This window comes from Gilliamella sp. B2969, assembly GCF_026536195.1.
In the GTDB taxonomy this organism is placed as follows: domain Bacteria; phylum Pseudomonadota; class Gammaproteobacteria; order Enterobacterales; family Orbaceae; genus Gilliamella.
In genome coordinates this window covers 1-21,104 of sequence record NZ_JAFNOP010000002.1, presented here as the reverse complement: position 1 = coordinate 21,104, position 21,104 = coordinate 1, and the positions used below count along the sequence as shown (strand labels likewise).

Annotated in this window: 13 protein-coding genes; 1 reads left to right on the top strand and 12 read right to left on the bottom strand. The window is 34.8% G+C overall.

Features of this window, described 5'->3' with window-relative positions; all coding sequences use genetic code 11:
• Window positions 1-130: 130 nt before the first annotated feature.
• The 7 genes from J3U66_RS01495 to J3U66_RS01465 form a co-directional block, all read right to left on the bottom strand.
• Window positions 131-1,030, bottom strand: coding sequence for an endonuclease/exonuclease/phosphatase family protein (locus tag J3U66_RS01495; protein WP_267332883.1), 900 nt, complete (start codon window positions 1,028-1,030; stop codon window positions 131-133).
• Window positions 1,031-1,310: 280 nt separating this feature from the next.
• A complete protein-coding gene (locus J3U66_RS01490; RefSeq protein WP_267347668.1) occupies window positions 1,311-2,237 on the bottom strand; it encodes a hypothetical protein in 927 nt (308 codons plus the stop codon).
• Window positions 2,238-2,410: 173 nt separating this feature from the next.
• Entirely contained in the window at window positions 2,411-3,199 is a 789-nt protein-coding gene (locus J3U66_RS01485; protein WP_267344082.1) for an acid phosphatase, read from the bottom strand.
• A 337-nt stretch (window positions 3,200-3,536) separates the two neighbouring features.
• Window positions 3,537-4,472 carry a hypothetical protein gene (locus tag J3U66_RS01480; protein WP_267344081.1) on the bottom strand — a complete coding sequence of 312 codons (936 nt, stop codon included), beginning with the start codon at window positions 4,470-4,472 and terminating at the stop codon, window positions 3,537-3,539.
• Window positions 4,473-4,705: 233 nt separating this feature from the next.
• Window positions 4,706-5,533, bottom strand: a complete 828-nt coding sequence (locus J3U66_RS01475) for a MetQ/NlpA family ABC transporter substrate-binding protein (RefSeq protein WP_267332887.1) — start codon at window positions 5,531-5,533, stop codon at window positions 4,706-4,708.
• A gap of 203 nt (window positions 5,534-5,736) precedes the next feature.
• Window positions 5,737-6,438, bottom strand: a complete 702-nt coding sequence (locus J3U66_RS01470; protein WP_267347667.1) for a hypothetical protein — start codon at window positions 6,436-6,438, stop codon at window positions 5,737-5,739.
• 86 nt (window positions 6,439-6,524) lie between these two features.
• Entirely contained in the window at window positions 6,525-7,487 is a 963-nt protein-coding gene (locus J3U66_RS01465; RefSeq protein ID WP_267332889.1) for an aldo/keto reductase, read from the bottom strand.
• A 204-nt stretch (window positions 7,488-7,691) separates the two neighbouring features.
• On the opposite strand from J3U66_RS01465, the gene J3U66_RS01460 reads away from it, so the two are divergent.
• Complete coding sequence (locus J3U66_RS01460) at window positions 7,692-8,573, top strand: LysR family transcriptional regulator (RefSeq protein ID WP_267332890.1); 882 nt, start codon at window positions 7,692-7,694, stop codon at window positions 8,571-8,573.
• 542 nt (window positions 8,574-9,115) lie between these two features.
• Here the strand turns inward: J3U66_RS01460 and J3U66_RS01455 are convergent.
• From J3U66_RS01455 to J3U66_RS01435, 5 genes are all read right to left on the bottom strand, one after another.
• Entirely contained in the window at window positions 9,116-10,495 is a 1,380-nt protein-coding gene (locus J3U66_RS01455) for a hypothetical protein (RefSeq protein ID WP_267347665.1), read from the bottom strand.
• 1,470 nt (window positions 10,496-11,965) lie between these two features.
• Entirely contained in the window at window positions 11,966-13,447 is a 1,482-nt protein-coding gene (locus J3U66_RS01450; RefSeq protein ID WP_267347664.1) for a hypothetical protein, read from the bottom strand.
• A 950-nt stretch (window positions 13,448-14,397) separates the two neighbouring features.
• Entirely contained in the window at window positions 14,398-15,786 is a 1,389-nt protein-coding gene (locus J3U66_RS01445) for a hypothetical protein (RefSeq protein WP_267344076.1), read from the bottom strand.
• A gap of 1,479 nt (window positions 15,787-17,265) precedes the next feature.
• The gene (locus J3U66_RS01440; protein ID WP_267347662.1) at window positions 17,266-18,657 is read right to left on the bottom strand and encodes a hypothetical protein; all 1,392 of its coding nucleotides are present in this window, start codon (window positions 18,655-18,657) and stop codon (window positions 17,266-17,268) included.
• A gap of 763 nt (window positions 18,658-19,420) precedes the next feature.
• Window positions 19,421-21,104 (bottom strand): hypothetical protein (locus tag J3U66_RS01435; protein WP_267347660.1); only part of this gene is annotated, 1,684 nt, incomplete at its 5' end.

The window sequence follows — 21,104 nt, the reverse complement described above, 5'->3', positions numbered from 1 at the left end:
ATTAAATTCAAATTGATACATTGCGATCGCAATCACAATTTAGTGTTTATCAATAATAAAAAAACGTCCATATAAAAATAACACGATAAGCCATGCAGCTTATGCATGGCTTTACCGATCTTGGTTAAAACTATTTATTTTTAATTATCATTTGCACTGGGTAATGATCAGAATATTTATCTGTAAAATCATCTTTTAGCACTTTAACGTCAATAACATCCTTTTTGAGGGGAGGAGAAATATAGATATAATCATAACGTAGTGGCGTTGAAGCTTGATCATAAAATACTTTCGTTGGCGCTGTTGCGATAAATTGTTTATTTTTAATTTTCAAGGCATCAATAAAACCTGCATCCAATAAGTTTTGTTGCACGGTATAACTTAATTGTCCATTAACAAGATTTTCTAATATTGGTCTTTGTTTCTGCTTTTCTTTAATATCATTTAACAGATTACTTTTATCGTAGGTTTGTTTATCAGCAGGTGAAAAAGAGTTCAAATCACCAGCTATAATCCATTTGCCATTGGGATCACGACTATACTTAATTGAATCAATAATTAAGTTTATTTCATCGATTCTTTTTGCCGTCCAAAATGGATTCATGTGAGTAATAACAAAATGATAATTGCCAATATCGGCATATAAAGCGCCATGCCACATATTATCAACGACTTTATTGACATTAACTATAGGATATTTTGAGGTAATTGCAACAGGGAAAAAAGCGGCATCATCTGGTTTTTCTTTCAAAAGTACAGCATATTTATGTCCATAACTTGCTGCAAATTTTTCAAGCTTTTCACGCGTAAAAAAATTCATCTCTTGCCAAGCAATAATGTCAGCATCTTGTGCTTTTGCCCAATCAATAAATTTTTGTTTACCTTCGCTTTCGTCTAATTTCATTCCATTATAGACATTGTAGCTAATAATTTTTAAATTCTTCACATCCTCAAGCGAGGCAAAAGCAGTCGATGTACTTAAAATAATACTGCCAATAATTGCAGCTAATTTTAATTTAGGTTTATTCATAACCGATTCCTTGTTTTTTTATACATGGATAGATATTATCCTGAATCTTGAGCCCGCCAAGATTTTTATGTAATTTATGTGATATAGCTCAATAATTTCAACGAGTATAATGTTACTTGACTTTGTCATCTGGCAAATCAATTATTATATTTAACTAACGAAGTGATAAAAGTTTGATTGAGGAGATGTAAGACATAAAATTGATAGAATCGATTCTATGTCTTATTAATCAGAATTAAGTAACGTATTATCTAATTTTTACACTAGACTAAAGACATTATTATTGTGTGATAAATAGATTAACTTGTTCTTGTGGTTTGACTGTTTCATCTATCTTATCAATTTCTGTTGCGTAAGTTCTATTTTTATCTTCACCATTAGTTGAACATTCACTTAGGATTGCATGTTTAGTTTGGAATGTTTCACTTGAAGTTAATTGATTATAAACGTTGGCTAACTCTTTCCCTGTTGAATTGAAAAACTTATTCCAATCTTTTACTTGTGTGTCAACAAACTCGCGCCCTTTTTTACATGTAATCGAATCTAACGAAATGGTTGGCATCACAACTTTTGGTAAATCTGCAAAATTCTTAGGCTGATAAGGAAAACTGACCTTCTCATTTTCTGGGATATCTAACGTTTTCAAAAACTCATCTTCGCGGTAGAGTTTACGTCGCTGAGATTGATATTGGTTTTCACCTTTTACAGTAACCGAGTCAGGTAATGCTTCATCAATAGAATAATCCCAAGGCGTTTTATTTCTTTCAATAAATACGTCATTAACCACATTTATTGGTAATTCAATCTCAGTCTGTTCACCATTAATAATAATAGGAACATTCTTAAGTTTTGAAGCAATCATTTTTTCGTAGACTTGTTGGTTGTTCGTATAGTAAGTCGTTAACAAAATATAATTACTCTGTGTTGGATTAATAAATCCTGAATTAGATACTATTGCAGGTTTAGCCATGAAGTTAAGTGTCTGATTATTATAAGATAAACTGTGTTTTCCATAGTCAAATGTATAATTTATACCAGATTTAGCCGGTACAATTAACTCTTTACCATCTATAGACACTTTGATTTCATTAGCAGTTGGATTATCTATCCAACGGTCTACTGAGCCTGATTCAATAGGGTTAGAATCAAAACAACCAACCAACCCTAAACTACAAGTAAGTAATAACGTATATTGTATTTTTTTCATCACATTCTTTTCTATTAATATTTAAATCGGGCATACACTTTATCATATCCTATGCAAAAATTGATATTTATTTTTGTCAAAAAAATGATAATTAACGGATGTTAAACATAGAGTTATCTAACATCACCAATTGAAGTATAGCTAACAATATCAACAAAATTATCTATCTAAAACTATTTTAATAAACTATATTGATAATTAACTTCTGCCATTGCTTGTTTTAGATCCGTTTGAAATTTGGGAAGCGTTTGTAAAAAAGCGTATTCAACAGCACCAACCATTCTACCGGCAGTAACATCACTTTGCCAATGAGCACCGCAAATCACCCTACTTTGTCCAAATTCATAACCACGTTTAATTATTGCTGCCGCATGATCTGGTGATATTTGTGCCAAAACTAAAGCTAGTGTCCAACCGTATGAAGTATGCCCAGAAGGAAATGAACCATTTTGCAGTAATCGCTCTTCTTCATCTTGAGGTTGACAAGGATGGTTGCCAAAATAAACGAATGGACGGGTTCGTTTATAAAATTCTTTCGCTGTTTTTGTGGCATTATCGGCAGAATCAACTAGCAAATCACCAAACATTTTGTAAAGTGTCGGTGTTGTTTTTGGTGAGATTTTTATACCTAATGGTATTGAAAATATCTTAGCGACATTATCTGTATGTAAATCAGCATCAGACGTTGCTTGTTGCCAGCGCGGTGTATCTTTTAATTGATAACCTTGTAAGTAAGCGATTTTGTCGGCTTCAAATTCAGGGCTATCTTTATCAGGGAAAGGAGGTAAATAATCTTTACTACTCACAGCTTGTTCGGCGGTATGATAAGTAATACCAACTTCATGCCCTAAAAAGTCTTCAGTCGAACCTTTTTGAAAAGCACATACCTGACATGAGATAAAAAATGAACTCACTACCGAGCTAATCATAGTCAATTTAAACAATTTATTGACGTTATACATAAATAGGCTCTCCTTAGTATACGATTATGTTTAGTTTCTAGACTAACCAGTACTATTACCTCTTAAAGGTAATGTTAATATTACATAAGGAAGAAAATGAAAAATGAGAGCTCAATCAATTTTTTATAACTATTTTATAGCCAAAGTAAAATGACTTTCTGGTGAAGAAGTACACGAATTGTTTTTTTAATCATAAAATTAAAATCGATAAAACAATGTGTTAAAAAAATAAAAGAAAACACAAAAAATTAAAGCATAAAACTATTAAAAATAATTTTATGCTTATTTATTAAATAGCTTAGATAAAGCTTATCTTAAACAAAGCAATTAGATAATATTATTGTTTAATAAGAAAAAAGTTAAAATCTCTAGCATCTCTGAGGATATTATAATTATAATCTGTCATAGCTGTATGATAGGTACGATTAGGATCAATCTGGTTGTTACAAATATTTTCTAATTGTTTTTGCTTATCAAAATCACTATCGTCCATTAACTTATTATATTTACTTACAAAATCCCCCCCTTTAAGGGTAAAAAGATGCTGCCATTGATCGTAAAGATTTTTAATATATTCTCGACCTGGTTCACATTCTATTGCATTAAGATCAACTGTTGGGAAAAAATGAGTAGAACTGATTTCACTAAATTTTTTAGGTTGATAGGGAAAACTGATTTCTTCTTCAATATCATCTTGTTTTAAAAGTTTGATATATTCACTTTCACGATAAAGTTTTGTAAGTGTCTCTGAGTAAGCATAATTTTTTGACATTTCTCGCGTTATTTCTTCAGGTAAATCCTGATCAAGTCCATAATCCCAATCATAATCCTGTTGATCAATAAATACATCATTAATTAGTTTTGCGGTAAGCGGTATTTCGGTAACTTCCCCATTAATAATGATGGGAATATTATTAATTTGTTTTTCAATAACTTTATCAGATTCGCTCTCTTTCATAGCCGAGGTAACGTAAACATTAGTATGTAAAATATAGTTACTTTGGGTAGGATTAATAATTGTAGTTCCGCCGAATTTAGCGGGCTTTATAATAAAATTGATTGAATCGTTATTATAAGTCATCGTATGTTTACCATACTCGAAACTATAATTAACTTCTGACTTAGCAGGAATAGTTAATTCTGTACCATCAATTATTAATTTAATGTCGCTGGCTGTTGGATTATCGATCAAACGATCTAAAGTATTTTTTTCAAAACATCCCGCTAAAGCAATGCTACAAAAAAATACTAAAATATATTTAATTTTTTCCATTATTTGCAAATTTCATGTCTATTAAACGAACAGTAACTTTATCAAAATAAAGTCAATAATTCCAATTAAATTAATAGATTTAAAATCTTTTAATTAATATTGATGAAAAAAATTAAGAAAAATTTTATATTGATTATTTATCTACATAAGATAACCAATCATAGTTTACAATAACGACAAAAATATCCTAATCAATTAATTAGGATATTGGGTCACCTGATAACAATTTTCTACTATTGTTGTGGCCAAATAAATCGACCTTTAGCATCAGGATCTTCATTAATAAACGTTTTAAGTTCATCAGATTGATAAAGTTGTTTCACATCTTTAGCCCACTGAGTATTTAAATTTTCTTTTTTAACAACCACCATTAACTCTAAATTAGGTGACAGTTTTTCTTGTAATAACACATTATCAGCAGGCACTTTACTTAACCAAGCAACACCGCCGGGCATAATCGCATAATCAACTTCGCTAAGCGTTCGAGGAATAATTTCGGATAATAATGTTTTAAATTTTAAGTTATATTTATTTTCAGCAATATCATTAACACTGACAGTGCCCGATTGCGCTTGAGGTTTTAATTTTATCCAATCCAAAGATTGCAGTAATAACAATGCTCTAGCGGTATTCGAAGGATCATTTGGTATAGCGATAGTTTGTCCTTGAGCAATATCGTCTAAAGATCGATGAGTTTGTGAAAATAGTGCTGCTGAAATAGAAGGTATGTGGACTAACGAAACTAGATCGTTATTCGTTTCTTTATTATAAACATCTAAATAAGCTTGATGCTGAGCAGCATTCATATCGATACTACCTTCAACCAATGCTGTATTGGAATCTCGTAATGAACTAAAATTGACTAACTTGACCGTATAACCTTTTTTTTCTAATTCAGGCTTGACCACCCTTTCCATTAAAATATTATGCATACTTGGCGGTAAACCGACGACAATCTCTTTTTTTTCTAAATTATTAGCATTTGTTTCAGACTTTTGTTCACAACCAAATAAAATAAACCCCGTCACTATTATTGCTAATATATTAAAAAGTTTTTTCATTATCACTCCTCTTTTTTTAACTAGTTAAATTAACTAATTACAATCAATATCTATTATTTTAGTCACCACATTATAGGCAGCTATTTTAAATAGCGATAATACAAAAAAATTATAACTATATTCAAACTAGTTATATTAAGTTTGGTAATGATGATAAACTAAAAACAACTAATCCTCATTGCACTCTGAGCATTACTTAACTATTATTGATAATAATAAGTTTCATCGTTTGAATCGACTTGTAATTTATTTTCTTTACCCCATTGTTCAAAATCAGGATGATGACTTGCCTGCCACTGAATATAATTATTAACAAGTATAAGTAATTGTTCTAACTCTTTTTGCCAAAACGGTTGGGCTTTTTTGTCAATTAATAAATTGATATGTTGCTGTACTTCCTTTCCCCACTCAATTGCCAATAAAGGATCGCCAATATAATAGTCAGGTAAATGATGCGTTGCAAAGTCAATTTTTTCTAGCAAGTTAGTGATAATCCATTTTCTTGCTTTGTCATCACAAGGATCGATTTGAAGTGCGTGATAGATATAAGAACTGTCACAAAAGAATTTTCCATACCAACGAAAAGGCTGGCTATTGACTTTTTCTTGCTTACACCACTTATCAAGCGTCGGTTTTATCAATTTGCTCATTAGCGGGTAGCATAGATAAATAAGTTGAAGCTCAAGATCGTCCTCACAAAGATTGAATACAAAGGCTACAAACTCCTTCTGCTCATTAAAACACCATTGCAGGCTATCGGCTAAAAAAATATCAAGTGAAGAAAAAGCTTGCTTTCGCAATCCCTGTTCACGTAACTTACAATATTCGGCATAACTCTGCCATTTGCGATGAGATTCAATAGCGAGTAGAGTCGGTCTTAAAGAGTGATTTTGATCGTTTAACATTATTAGCAAAACAAGTTTTGAAAATATATCGGTCTATAATAAGTGATATTTTTAAACTATAACAACTTGTTTTGCTTAGTTTGCTTTTAAATTGCACCAACAATACGATGAGGAATATAAAGCGCTTGTAAATAATCAATGTCGTCTTGACTTAATGATACTTGTAATGCGCCAACCGCATCGTCTAAATATTTTGTTTGAGTCGCACCAATAATTGGAGCGGTAATGCCCTTAGCAAATTGCCACGCTAATGCTATTTGAGTCATTGAGGCATGATGTTTTTCAGCAATTTCCGATACTCGCTCGACAATACCCATATCTGTTTTTTCTGTACTATCATATTTATCAACAGCGGTTTTGTCGGTTTGGCTACGTAAGGTATCTGTATGCCATTGTGAGCGAGCAAGTCGGCCTGCCGCTAGAGGACTATATGGCGTTAACGAAACATTAAATTGTTTACAAATTGGAATTAACTCCCGCTCATCTTCACGATAAAGTAAATTATAATGGTTTTGCATTGAAACAAATTTAGTCCAGCCATTTTGCTCAGCAGCAAGTTGCATATTGAAAAACTGATAACCATACATGGCTGAAGCCCCTAATGCTCTAACTTTACCTGCTTTTACTAAATTATGTAATGCCTCCATTGTTTCTTCTATAGGGGTGTTATAGTCAAAGCGATGTATGATATATAAATCAACATAATCGGTGCCAAGCCGTTTTAATGATCCATTGATTTCTGTTTCTATCGCATTTTTAGATAAGTTACCTGGATTAAAATAGACTTTTGTTGCGAGTATGACTTTATCTCGAGCTATGTTATTTTTAATTGCTCGCCCAACATACTCCTCACTGGTACCCGCTGAATAAATATTTGCAGTATCAATAAAGTTAATCCCCAAATCCAAGGCATGCTTAATAATTGACTCACTCTCTGTTGGATTAAGTGTCCATGCATGCATTTTACTGGCAGGATCGCCAAAGCTCATACAGCCTAAACAAAAACGTGATACGCTAATATCCGAATTGCCAAGTTTTATATAATCCATAAAAGCCCCTCTTGTTCCACATTAGTTTTAAATACATTGATGTTTAATAACATTAATATTCACGCCACAATGGATAACTTTCGAATATAAATTAACGCAAATAAATTAATGTCGATGATTTATTTTAGGCACAGGTTTTATTGAGATAAATATGGTATTCATTTATAGTATGATGAAATAAATTCATTAATTACATGCGTGCTTATGTATAATTTTAACGAACTGCACTATTTTGTTGTCGTCGCACAAGCTTCTAGTTTTGTAAAAGCAGGAAAGGCATTAGGTATTTCATCTTCAGCGTTAAGCCATAGTATGAGCAACTTAGAGACCAAGCTAAATCTACGTTTGTTTAATCGAACCACACGAAGTATGTCATTAACCGAAGCTGGCGAGCAGTTATATAAGCAAATAGCCCCACTATTTCAATCGTTAAATCAGCAAGTTAGTGCATTATCAGATTTTCTAAGCACGCCGTCTGGAACCATTAGAATTAATGCACCACATTTAGCTGTTGAGAGTATTATTTATCCTAAACTACGTCAATTTTTACCCCGTTATCCTCAAATCAAGATCGAAATTGAAGCAGACAATAATTGGGTAGATATAGTTAAACAAGGTTTTGATATGGGATGCCGTTTGGGTAATGATATTGCTAATGATATGATTGCAGTAAAAATCTCTGCGCCATTAACGATGGCTGTCGTTGCCAGTCCTGATTATCTAAAAAACAGACCTCTACCTAAGCAAATTAAAGATCTTGATAAGCACCAATTAATCGGTAAGAAAATTTCTGCTCAACATGCAACAGAATTAGCTTGGGAATTCAATGACAATGGCAATATTATTAAATACCAACCTTCTTCTCAATTATCAAGCAATAGTAATTTACGTAAACAAGTGGCTTTAGATGGATTAGGTATCACATGGATAGGTAGACCAACGGTAGAAGACGATCTGGCCAAAGGCAATTTAATAGAATTATTGGAGGATTTTGCTATCACTTATGAACCATTTTATATCTATTATCCTAGTCGTAAAGGACATTCTCAAGTATTTAAATTAGTGTTAGATGCATTAAAATTTTAATCAAATTTTTATGTGCTCAATAAATTAATACATGGCTTAAAACTGTGTATAACCGCTATCACACAAAATAAAAATTTTTGTGTTATTAAATATGATCGCGCTTAACTTCAATTTTATTGCTATCGATTAACGATCAACTAAATCAATCTATCTATACCATTATGGAATTTGAATGAAAATTAAAACAGATAAATTCAGTTAAAAAGCTTGTCTAAGCTACCTATACACAACTAACATGATTTTATAAACACTCAAAACTTGAGAACATAAAGTTGCAATTTTACTTGCTGGTAAGTTGACGATAACATCGCATAAAATATGCTTTTTTAACATAAGTTAACCTATCACTATTCCAATAACGCTTTTTGAAAAACATACTGTTCACAATTATTTAATGTCATCATTCTCATATAAAAAAAGCTTTTGTCGTTCATAACGGCAAAAGCCCATAATTTGATTTAACTGTCTTTAATAAAAGACATGATATTTTGATAGCTTATTGATTTAAATATAGTATTATCGCTAACGGTTAGTTCACCTCGCTATGGGTAAGCGCAAATAACAGTAAAGATAGGATCTTGGCTTCTTTTTGGGTAAACGCCTCCACCTGCCATATTGACTATCCACGGCCACACTCCAGAGGCATCACTAAATTCACTGGTGATTAACATCGCGCCGCTAAATACTGCATCGTTGTAAAAATCAAGCACTCCCCATTCGGACATAAACCCTGCACCAATTTGACGTTCAAAATAGTTTCCGTGTGATTCAGGTTTGGCACCTACAAATCCTTGATTCTCTGCAGGACTATTTGGGTCTGGAATGGCATTGGTCAAATCTTTAACGCGTGGCACGCGATAACCAGTGCTATTACACCAAGCTTGATTATTTGCCATATTCGATAGTTTTTTACCACGTGCAATAAACCACTGTTTTAATATAAAACCATATTTTATCACCGGTTTGTTATTACGATCATATCCAACGAGTTCGAATGTCTGTGGCAATTGTGGTCGGTATATTGCTCCTGGTGAATTAGAGCTTTGTTGTGTAGTCGTTGCAGCCGGGCCCGTTAAGGTTACTCGCGTCACAACTTTGGGCGTAGGATTTAGCCAAAGTTCATTATGCTCAGATCGGGTCACAGTGGCCGTGATTCCTTCATGTGTAACTGGAGGCCAAGTTAACTCACTTTCATCAATACCAGAAATTTCTAAATCGAAAAACAAATTATTTCCCCCTGTAGTTGGGAAATTGCGTTCATAAGTTGCCGGATCGCGAGATTGAGCATAAAACCCTTTTGACCAACGCCATACCTCGGTATTAGCCGGTGACGCAAATAAACTCGGTACTAACATACACACTGCCGGAGCAGAATTAGGCTTAATATAATATTTGACAGGGCGCATGTATAACGTGGCTATGTTAGGAATTCCATATTTGGTAGATAAGCTCCAAACACCACTTGTATCAAAATCAATAAGGTAAGGTGCTTTACAAATATCTAACGCCGTATCAGCATTGACAATACTACCATTTTTATCAGTAACATTAACACTTATGTTTCCTGTAGCAGAAATACCGTCGGCACCTTGCCCATCACCATCATCATCTCCCCAATAACTATAAGGAGGTCCAATTATAGTTTTTAAGTTTATAGACCTATTGATGATGGGAATCATCATAGAAATGTCTTTAATGGTTTCACCTTCCTTGGGTAAGGCTATAGGGTTTTCAGAAGATGAAGTATTGGTTGTTGAACTCATGGTAGTACCGTCAGAAAAGGTAATAACAGACAAAATATTAGCATCTGTAACTTTGGTTTTACCTTTATCAAAGGTTAAATACGGTTCACTACCTTGAATGATTTTAATAGTAACAGCCGAAAGTGCCTTTACATTAAATGAGCAAAACAATAATATCAATACAACTACAAAAAAAAGCTTAAAAAACAAACGTGATATTAAAGAAAATAAACAAGATAAAAGTAATACTGAAAAGAATTTGGAACTTAAAACATAGATCTGATAATGCCTGTAGCCATAATAATACTGCATAACATTTCATCCGTCAGTTGTTATTGTTTTATTTAAGTTTTTTTACCTTCCATTATTTATAAAAATATCTAAATCCATTTGTTGAAAAGTATAATTCTTTAATAAAAAATAATCACCTATTAACACAATAGATTTGTAAAGAAATGTAAATTTTAGATAATTATTTAGTAGTAATCAAAATTAAGTGATTAGTGTAATCAACTTTTTAGATTAAAGCGTTCAATAATATTTATATAAATATAATATTTTCCGGTCAAAGTTAAGGATGCTTTTTTATTATTACATACTGAAAAAATTAGAAATTTAACTATATCAAGCATTTTAGGCTCTTCAATATTATTCTTTATTGCTAAAAAGCAGCCAGCATCTACATAATTGTTATGTTGTCTATTTTCACACCTTAAGCTTGAAACTAGCGGCTTGCAACAAAACGGGATTCACTTAAAATGACCAACAAAGTAACAGATCATTTAACTTACAAACTGTGCTGACTGTATTGGTAGTTTAACCTACCGTCGGAGCGGTTTTTACAATTAAAGTCTGTGCGCTAGTTTACTAATGATCATGTGCTTTACCATTCATTGGTGAAATTAAAATAATCGTCTAGTTCTAAGTGTATTAATAGCAATAGAGGAATATCTGTTCGGTTGCCATGAGGATAAAATAATTAATGTTACACGGTTAAAGCCTTATTTATGATTTATGTTACTCCCCCCTATTTTATTTGTCTGTTGATAATGAGCAATAATTTTAGATCATGATTGAATGATTAATTCATCATTTGTTACCGTTTTGCTTGTTTGCTGAATATTGGATTGCTTTGATTTTTTATTTAACATTGTAGTTGGTGATATTGGTATAGCTAATCGTTTACTTCTTTATACTTCAAATGCCATAGTAGCGAGATTAGTAGCCGCGGCGGATTTAAAATCCACCGCTGTTATCTAAATCATCATTCGTTATTGACTCGTAAGTACAAATGATAGAGGGCTACATTTGGACAGCATTAATTCATGAAATTTTCCTAAAAATCACCATGAATAATAATTTGATCAAATTTTTCATAAATTAAATTATTGATTCAAACTTATACGACAATAATTACTTAATCACATAAAACGATTGAAGAAATGCTTTTAAAAGCATTTCTTGTATCAAGACAAGAATCCACTTTCTCTTAATGCTAATTTTTTTAATTTTATTTATACAGCGTTCGATTGCTCTTTTTTGGAATCGGCAACTTGGTCTGCTCGGGCTCCCCTGCGCTGCAACTTTACATTAGCAGTTTATCCTTTATTACCTATTATGTAGTACTACCCACAACTTAAGGATTAAGCACTAAGGATAGACGCAAACCAAGTTGTAGGTAGTATTTTTGGCATTGCCAATAAAGTTAACGGCGCCATTGCCAGCATAAGCACCGAACAACAGGTCCGAACCATCGCTAGCGGTAGCCCAGTAGCCGCCCCTGTTGAAACCGGCAGAGCGATAGTAAAGCCAGTAGTACATATCTCCCCATTCAGTAAAGAGACCAGCACCGATATTACGCTGAAAATAATTACCACTGGATGGCGGTATGCCGAGTGTCGGTAACGGCGACTTCCCACCACTACACACAGAAGTCGCCCCACACCAATCAGAACGTCCAATTGAGTTAGTTAACTCTTTTACCAGTGGCAGACGATAACCACCACCTAAACTGCCACACCAGGATAAGGCGTTATCAACTGTGATATCGCCTACGCCTAATGGGCGGACAACAAACCACTGCTTTAACTCAAAACCATAGCTTAATACCGTTTTATTACGACTATCTTTACCCGCTATCACAAAAGTCTGCGGCAAGCTAGGTGGAGCCACACTACCCGGTAATGCTGAATCCTGTTGGGCTTTTGTTACTGCTGGACCAGTAAGCGTGACACGTATGAAATTTGGATTAGCGGGTGATGGTGTCATGGTAGCGGTAATACCACCTTGAGTGACAGTTGGCCAGGTTAATGTAGAACCATCAATACCTTCTATGTCTAAATCAAAATACAGATTATTAGCACCGGTAGTCGGGAAGTTAAGCTTGTACTGTGATGGCTCAGCTGCTTGCTTTACAAAACCTCGTTCTGGATTCCAAATATCGGCCGGACCGGCGAAGAGTTGGGAAAGAGGGTTCAGATTCGGCCTGGCGTAACAGATTTTAGGCACGGATTTAGGTCTGGTGATATAATAGGCAGCCGTGCTACCACTAAAATTACCACTATTTGGTACCCCATACTGGGTGGTTAAACTACCATCAGTACTGGTTAATTCTACTTTATAAGGTGCCATACAGCTATCTATGTTGGCACTATGCGTCACGGCTCGATTCAATTTATCGGTAATGCTCACGCTTAAATTACCGGTCGCGGTAATTCCATTAGCACCCTGACCATCACCATCACCATCCCCCCAATAATTGTAAGGCTCACCAATTAAATCGTTTAAGGCGATAGCGTTAACAGTGGCAGGGACCAGCATACCAATATCGCTAAAGTGTTCATTAGCTTCTGGGAGAACGATTGGATTATCTGCGGTTGAAGTATTATTGTCCGATGTGTAGATGGTTTGAGTCGTGCCGTCAGAGACGGTAATACCTAACAGCCCCTCAGTCGTGGTGACCTTAGTGACCCCATTATCAAAGGTTAAATACGGCGCACTACCATGAATGACTTGCGCCGTCGTTGCCGACAATGCTTGAGTCGTAGTGGCATACAGCAATAATAACCATGGTATCGATGTTAAAGTCAGTTTAGATAATTGACCTGATACTTGAGTTTGCGTAAAAAACAAGGTTGGACGTAAGATTAACCTTAAATTTATCGCTTTAAGTAAGCGATAACATAACGCTAAACTAAATGTGCATCTTTTGCTTACATTGATTGCTGAAAAACGAGGGTGAGTTACCTTGCTTCGATGAAATAAGTTAAGTGTAGAAGTAAGAGTTGAATTAAATTTTAGCCTAAAGAGAGATTGGTGAGTTTTTAAAACATTGTTTTGCCAGCGCTGGTGTCTGGTGTCTGGTGTCTATAATTATACTGCATGGCGTTCCATCCGTCAACTAATCTGTTATTTTATTTGATTTTTTTATGCTAAATGGCTATAAATCAAGCTTAAATTAAGCTTAATTTTCGGAATTATAAGGCTATGATAAAAAAAAGTCACTCATTAAGCTGAATTATTTGTAAAGAAATGTAAATAACACCATAAATAATAAATGTTAATAGCCTTTAAATAGTCAAATATAGTTAAAATATAGCGGATTATTTTTTTATTCAAATAATATATCACCCGCTTGTTTATTAAATTTCTGAATAGATTTTATGGAATTTAGATGGGTTAAGATTGTTGATTTTAAGTCGTTCATCTAAAACGATGTAAAAAGTAAAATAACTGAAGAAACACAATGCAACACCTTTTTCACTCAATAACGTTAACGTTTGTAAGGAAGATCTAAAATATAATCAGTTGGTTACTGTTTTAAATGAATATATTTCCATTATAAATCTTTAAAATTAAGATTATTTTTCCTAAAAAATTTATTTTAGTCTTTAAAATCGTGGTTTTGCTCATTTAATAATTTTTAAGCGGAATTTAGGACCTTCTATCCCCGCTACTCAACTTTTTTGCGATAAACACACAACCCATTCGCCTCAATCGAGGCGAATGGTTTAAGTTTCGACATCATAAATTTTTTACAAAAACCTACGCTATTTTACTCTCTCTCCACCAAAAAATAACAACTAAGGTTTGAGTTCTGAAGCACAAATCCCATAGTACAAACCTGCAGGCGTTACCCAATGAATAAGTCCGTAGTCGCCGTGCGCATAATACCAGTAGTCACCATGGGAGTATTTGTCATTAGTCCAATAATACCAATAAAAGTTAGCATTAGTGTAATATAGCATATAACCCCACTCAGAAAAAAGACCAGCCCCGATGTGACGTTGGAAATAATTACCCGATGATACAGGTGTAGCAGTAATTATATCGTCATATGGATAAACAGCATTGGTTAAATCCCTTACATTAGGAAGCTGATAACCTATATTTTTACACCAAGATAGTTGGTCGTTGTAATTTCCCATAACGGTTCCACGATTGACAAACCACTGCTTTAATTCAAATCCATATTTAGCGACAGCGTTACCACTACTGTCACGACCAACTAACTCGAATGTCTGGGGTAAAGATGGTTTAGCTATTTTATCCGGCACTCGAGAATTCCATTGTGATGAGGTTGCAGCAGGACCAGTTAAGGTAACGCGAACACTAGTTTTTGTTGAATTAGTCATCGTCGCTGTAATTCCACTATGAGAAACCGGCTCCCAAGTTAATGCCTGATCAGTATTGCTAATATCTAAATCAAAGAACAAACCATTAGCTCCAGTAGTCGGGAAATTTGAACTATAAGATGATGGTGTAGCTGTTTGAGTTAGGAAACCTTTACTATAATGCCAGATATTTTCGGGACCTGCATAGATACCTATGTTATATACCAAATTACTCGGTTTAGCAAAACAAACCCCTGGTGATTCTTTAGGATTAAAATAATAGCTAACATTATCTGCACCGAACTTAATGCTATTAGGAAAGCCATAACGAGTGGTTAATGTGCTTTCGGTACTAGTTAATGTAGCTTTATAAGGCGCGTTACAATACATTGGTACGGTATTTCGTGATACAGTTCTATTATTTTTATCAACAATAGACAAACTTAGACTGCCTGTAGCTGTAACATCAGAATCACCATCATCATCTCCCCAATAATTATAATTTGAATCAATAAGAGTATTTAAATCGACGGAATTAGTATCAGTAGGAACCAACATCCCTATATCAGCAAAACTCTGATCTACATCAGGTAAGACGATTGGTGTTACAGTTGAAGGATTGGTTGAAGGTGTATATTGTGTACCGTCGGATAAAGTAATACCTAACAGCCCCTCAGTCGTGGTGACTTTAGTTACCCCATTATCAAAAGTTAAATAGGGTTCACTACCATGAATGACATGTACCGTAGTCACCGATAACGCTTGAGTGGTAGTGGCATACAGCAATAATAACCATGGCATCGATGCTAAAGCCAGTTTAGATAACTGGCCTGATGCTTGAGTTTGCGTATAAATCAATGTTGGACGTAAGATTAACCTTAAATTTATCGCTTTAAGTAAGCGATAGCATAACGCTAAACTAAATGTGCATCTTTTGCTTACACTGACTGCTAAAAAACGAGGGTGAGTTACCTTACTTTGATGAAATAAGTTAAGAGTAGAAGTCAGAATTGAATTAAGCTTCAACCTAAAGAGAGATTGGTGAGTTTTTAAAACATTGTTTTCCCATCGCCGGGGGCTATAATTATATTTCATGGTGCTCCATTAGTAAACTAATCCGTTATTTTATTTTATTTTTTTATGTTAAATGGTCATAATTTAAGCTTAATGAACTTAAATGAAACTTAAATAAAGCTTAAATAAGCTTAATTTTTGGAATTATAAGGTTATGATAAAAAAAAACCACTCATTCAGCCGGATTATTTGTAAAGAAATGTAAAGAATAATATAAATGATAAACTCTCATTGCCTTTAAATAGCCAGATATCTCTGAAATATAACGGATTATTTTCTATTCGAAAATATATCATTCGCTTGTTTATTAAAGTTCTGAATAGATTTTATGGAATTTAGATGGGTTGAAATTTCAGACGTTGCTTGTTTTGTAACGTTTTATTTTCGGTGAAAACACCCGAGTAAAGAGGGGTTTATGTGCCCTTCCCCAAATTACTCGCACCATCCATTTTTGCTAACTAACTCTGTCGGTTCGGGTTACCCTTTCCGCAGCAATTTTATATTAGCAGCTTAGCCTTTATTACCTCTTATGTACTATCCATAATTTAAGAATTAATTTGATGTTCTAGACGTTAACGCTTGGCTAAAATAGGAAGTTACAAGCAAAAAAACAAGCAATAGCACTAAAAAGATCTGTCAGGATAATTTGGTTTGATAAAAAGATTGACGCAAGAATAGGAAAAACGATCGCACGAAAGCTCGTGATATTTTACTTATCTTCGTGTAAAAATAGAATTCTGTGGAAAATGTATTTTGTGATCTTAACTTTAACAAATTTAAATTATCGTTTTGATCTGTAGAAAATTATAATCCCCATGTGACAACTCTATCAATTAATCATTTGATTAATTTATTAATTTTATTGATTCAGGTTGATTTTTAGTCGTTCATCTAAAACGATGTAAAAAGTAAAATAACTGAAGAAACACAATGCAACACTTTTTTCACTCAATAACGTTAACGTTTGTAAGGAAGATCTAAAATATAATCAGTTAGTTACTGTTTTAAATGAATATATTTCCATTATAAATCTTTAAAATTAAGATTATTTTTCCTAAAAAATTTATTTTAGTCTTTAAAATCGTGGTTTTGATCATTTAATAATTTTTAAGCGGAATTTAGGACCTCAAAACCCCGCTACTCAACTTTTTTGCGATAAACACACAAACCATTCGCCTCAATCAAGGCGAATGGTTTAAGTTTCGACACTATAAATTTGTTACAAAAACCTACGCTATTTTACTCTCTCCCCCAAAATAAGAACTAAGGTTTGAGTTCTGAAGCACAAATCCCGTAGTAGAAACCTGCAGGCGTTACCCAATGAATAAGTCCGTAGTCGGCGTGCGCATAATACCAGTAGTCACCATGGGAGTATTTGTCGTTAGTCCAATAATACCAATAAAAGTTAGCATTAGTGTAATATAGCATATAGCCCCACTCAGAAAAAAAACCAGCCCCAATTTGACGTTGGAAATAATTACCCGATGATACAGGCGTAGCAGTAATTATATCGTCATCTGTTGGATAAACAGCATTGGTTAAATCCCTTATATTAGGAAGTTCATAACCTATATTTTTACACCAAGATAGTTGGTCGTTGTAATTTCCCATAACGGTTCCACGATTGACAAACCACTGCTTTAATTCAAATCCATATTTAGCGACAGCGTTACCACTACTGTCACGACCAACTAACTCGAATGTCTGGGGTAAAGATGGTTTAGCTATTTTATCCGGCACTCGAGAATTCCATTGTGATGAGGTTGCAGCAGGACCAGTTAAGGTAACGCGAACACTAGTATTCGTTGAATTAGTCATCGTCGCTGTAATTCCACTATGAGAAACCGGCTCCCAAGTTAATGCCTGATCAGTATTGCTAATTTCTAAATCAAAGAACAAACCATTAGCTCCAGTAGTCGGGAAATTTGAACCATAAGATGATGGTGTAGCTGTTTGAGTTAGGAAACCTTTATTATAATGCCAGATATTTTCGGGACCTGCATAGATACCTATGTTATATACCCAAATACTCGGTTTAGCAAAACAAACCCCTGGTGATTCTTTAGGATTAAAATAATAGCTAACATTACCTGCACCGAACTTAATGCTATTAGGAAAGCCATAACGAGTGGTCAATGTGCTTTCGGTACTAGTTAATGTAGCTTTATAAGGCGCGTTACAATACATTGGTACAGTATTTCGTGATACAGTTCTATTATTTTTATCAACAATAGACAAACTTAGACTGCCTGTAGCTGTAACATCAGAATCACCATCATCATCTCCCCAATAATTATAATTTGAATCAATAAGAGTATTTAAATCGACGGAATTAGTATCAGTAGGAACCAACATCCCTATATCAGCAAAACTCTGATCTGCATCAGGTAAGACGATTGGTGTTACAGTTGAAGGGTTGGTTGAAGGTGTGTATTGTGTACCGTCGGATAAAGTAATACTTAACAGTCCCTCAGTCGTGGTGACTTTAGTCTTACCATTATCAAAAGTTAAATAGGGCGCACTACCATGAATGACTTGCGCCGTCGTTGCCGATAACGCTTGAGTCGTAGTGGCATACAGCAATAGTAACCATGGCATCGATGCTAAAGCCAGTTTAGATAACGGGCCTGATGCTTGAGTTTGCGTAAAAAACAAGGTTGGACGTAAGATTAACCTTAAATTTATCGCTTTAAGTAAGCGATAGCATAACGCTAAATTAAATGTGCATCTTTTGCTTACACTAATTGCTAAAAAACGAGGGTAAGTTACCTTGCTTTGATGAAATAAGTTAGGTGTAGAAGTAAGAGTTGAATTAAGCTTCAGCCTAAAGAGAGATTGGGGAGTTTTTAAAACATTGTTTTGCCAGCGCTGGTGTCTGGTGTCTGGTGTCTATAATTATACTGCATGGCGTTCCATCCGTCAACTAATCTGTTATTTTATTTGATTTTTTTATGTTAAATGGCTATAAATCAAGCTTAAATAAGCTTAATTTTTTGAAATTATAAGGTTATGATAAAAAAAAGCCACTCATTCAGCCGAATTATTTGTAAAGAAATGTAAATTAATACCATAAATAATAAGCGCTAATAGCCTTTAAATAGTCAGATATCTTTGAAATATAACGGAATATTTTTCTATTCAAAAATATATCACCCGCTTGTTTATTAAAGTTCTGAATAGATTTTATGGAATTTAAATGGGATAAAATTTCGGACGTTGCTTGGTTTGTAACGTTTTATTTTCGGTGAAAACGCCCGAGTAAAGAGGGGTTTATGTGCCCTTCCCCCAAATTACTCGTACCGTCCATTTTTGCTCACCGATTCAGTCGGCCTGGGCTGCCCTGCCGCTGCAACTGACCTTTTGTTGCTTAAAAACTTTATTACGCCTTATTAAATGCCCGCGACTTCAGGATTAAGAACTAAGGATAGGCGCAAAGCCCGTAGGCGTCGTTTCTAGGTTGGTTGCTATTAATGTTGCCGTAGACCGCAAAGACAACGAACTGGTACTGCAACAGTATCGAACCGTATCGGCGACTTGTCCAGTCACTTGTCCAGTAGATGAGTTTGACGAAGCTGGCAGCGGTATAATCACTCATCATGCCCCATTCGGTAAACAAACCCACACCAATATTACGCTGGTAACCATTCCAATTCGATGACGGCGTGGCGCCCACTGCTCCTTCGCAAAAAATGTTTGAATTAGCTCCCGAACACACCGCGTTAGTTAAGTCTTTGACCTGCGGCAGGCGGTAACCACCGCCTAAACTACTACACCAGGATGAGGTGTTAGGATAAGTATCAAATTTATCTCCGCGGTTGACGAACCACTGCTTTAACTCAAAGCCATAACTTAATACCGTTTTATTACGACTATCTTTCCCCTCTATCACAAAAGTCTGCGGCAAGGTAGGAGTAGCGACACTACCCGATGTGGCTGATTCTTGTTGCGATGCTGTTGCCGCCGGACCTGTGAGGGTGACGCGAATGTTATTAGTATTATCGGGCGATGGCGTCACGGTGGCGGTAATACCGCCTTGGCTGACTGTTGGCCATGTCAATGCTGAACCGCTAATACCACCTATGTCTAAATCAAAATACAGATTATTAGCACCGGTAGTCGGGAAGTTGAGCATGTACTGTGATGGCTCAGTGGACTGCACCAGGAAGCCTTTACTCGGATTCCAGATATTAGCGGGACCGGCGTAGGTGTCGTTGCCCATACTCAGATTCGGTTTGGCATAACAGATTTTTGGTGCGGCTTTAGGATTGATATAATAGGCGGCAGTACCACTGCTGAAATTACGACTATTTGGTAGCCCATACTGGGTGGTTAAACTACCAGCAGTAGTGGTTAATTCCACTTTATAAGGCGCATCACAGATATCTAAAGTAGCACTACGATTCACAGCATGATTGGCTTTATCGGTAATACGTACGCTTAAATTACCGCTAGCAGTAACACCATTAGTACCCTGACCATCACCATCATCATCTCCCCAATAATTGTAAGGCTCCCCAATTAAGGTGTTCAAAGCGATAGCATCAGCAGTGGGGGGCACCAACATAGCAATATCAATAAAGCTTTGGTTTTCTTTAGGTAACACTATTGGATTATCGAAGGTTGAAATATTATTTTGTGGAGTAATGCGGGTACCATCGGATAACGTAATACCGAACAACCCTTCAGTCGTGTTAACTTTAGTCTTACCATTGTCAAAAGTTAAATAGGGTTCGCTACCATGAATGACTTTCGCCGTCGTTGCCGACAATGCTTGAGTCGTAGTGGCATAAGGTAATAATAACAAAGGTATTAAAGCTAAATAGCGTTTTATATTGAAAACAATATATGGCGGACAATTAACCAATAATAGCTGTCGTCGACAATGATGTTGGGAGCTGGGTTGGCGAACGTGCGATACTAAACCAGATAGCAACTTCTGCCTTAAATTAGATACGCAATCACACTTTAATTTGAGCAAAAAACGAGAGACTAAATCGAATACTAAACTAAGTTTTATATTAAGCTTTAGGTGTAATAAATCAGCTAAAGTGTGTTGATATAGATTTTTGACGTAAGGCTGCCAATGTCTTGTGTCTTGTGTC